Here is a 1,153-nt window from a genome sequence, read left to right as displayed (position 1 = left end):
GGTGGGAAGCGGACAGGCAGGTTTTGGGCAGCTGCGCCGGGAACGCTGTCCTTCACTTGGTCAATGAGCTTCGGCGGCAACGCGCCTCAAATACGACGCCCAATCAAAGAGCATCACGTTGAAATATGACATCGAAGATATCATCCACATGCGAAAGTCTGCGGCTCCGGTTCTAGAATTTGAGAACTTGTGTCGGATTGACGAAGCTCCCTTCGTCCTTGGAGCAAGGATCGGCAATTCTGCCACAAGGATAAAACCCGTGAGGCCAGAGGATTGAGTATGAGCAAGATAGTGGCGATCGAGCACCGACGCGACCAACCAAACTCAACGGGATAGAACATGACCGACGAAAGCAACGTTACCCGCAAACTCATGGAGCGCTTCAACAACGCGTTTGAGGCGCATCGCCCGCACGACCTCGACGACCTGATCGGGGAAGGCTGTGTTCTTGAGAACACGACGCCCGCCCCGGATGGGGCGCGCTACGAAGGACGCGAAGCGTGCCTAACGTTCTGGAAGGGAATCGCGTCCAACGCCGACCTCGTGTTCGAACCGGAAGACATCTGGACCAGCGGGGATCGCGGCATCATCCGTTGGCAGCTCCGCTGGAGCGAACGCGAGGCCGATCGGGTGCGAGGCGTCAACATCATGCGCGTCCGCGACGGAAAGTTCGTCGAGGGCATGGGATACGTGAAGGGATAGCAGGGCGGCCTGGTCGCCGGAATGCGGCCTCAGCCAGCGCTATTCGTCACCATTCAGGAAGGAGAAGCATCATGATCATCATCGCAGGGCACTCGCACTGGAAAACCGTCGAGGAGCGCGACGCCGCCGTCGCGGCCTTCGCCGGTATGGTCGGACAGGCGAGGGAGCACGACGGGTGCATCGATATGGCGATCACCGCGGACTCGCTCGACCCGACGCGCAGCAACATCTTCGAATGTTGGCGCGACGAGCAAGCATGGAAAGGCTGGCGCAAAGTGGCGAAAGGGCCAAAGGTCCGTGCACCGGAGCGTAACGTGTCGCTCTACCGGAGCGACACGACCCAGAAGCTTTAGGTACCGGCCTTGGCCATAGACAGACTCGATACCTCGGGTGCGCCCCTCCGCCAAACTATCGTTTGTAACGCTTCCCCGTCCGCTTCTGGGTGGGAAGC

At 59.8% G+C, this 1,153-nt stretch carries 2 protein-coding genes; both read left to right on the top strand.

Translation table 11 applies throughout. The features are described from left to right. Positions 1 to 339 precede the first annotated feature (339 nt). Entirely contained in the window at positions 340 to 702 is a 363-nt protein-coding gene (locus ACX3P0_RS25270) for a nuclear transport factor 2 family protein (RefSeq protein WP_459092976.1), read from the top strand. A gap of 71 nt (positions 703 to 773) precedes the next feature. Continuing rightward, complete coding sequence (locus tag ACX3P0_RS25265) at positions 774 to 1,055, top strand: putative quinol monooxygenase (protein WP_459092974.1); 282 nt, start codon at positions 774 to 776, stop codon at positions 1,053 to 1,055. The last annotated feature ends 98 nt before the right edge of the window (positions 1,056 to 1,153 follow it).

It is taken from the genome of Mesorhizobium sp. A556 (assembly GCF_054489545.1).
The sequence above is the reverse complement of the archived record's forward strand: the minus strand, read 5'-3'. Positions and strand labels throughout refer to the sequence as shown.

Excerpts from the sequence above, each read along its gene's own strand:
- ACX3P0_RS25270 (WP_459092976.1), top strand. The coding sequence starts at position 340 with ATGACCGACGAAAGCAACGTTACCCGCAAACTCATGGAGCGCTTCAAC.
- ACX3P0_RS25265 (WP_459092974.1), top strand. The coding sequence starts at position 774 with ATGATCATCATCGCAGGGCACTCGCACTGGAAAACCGTCGAGGAGCGC.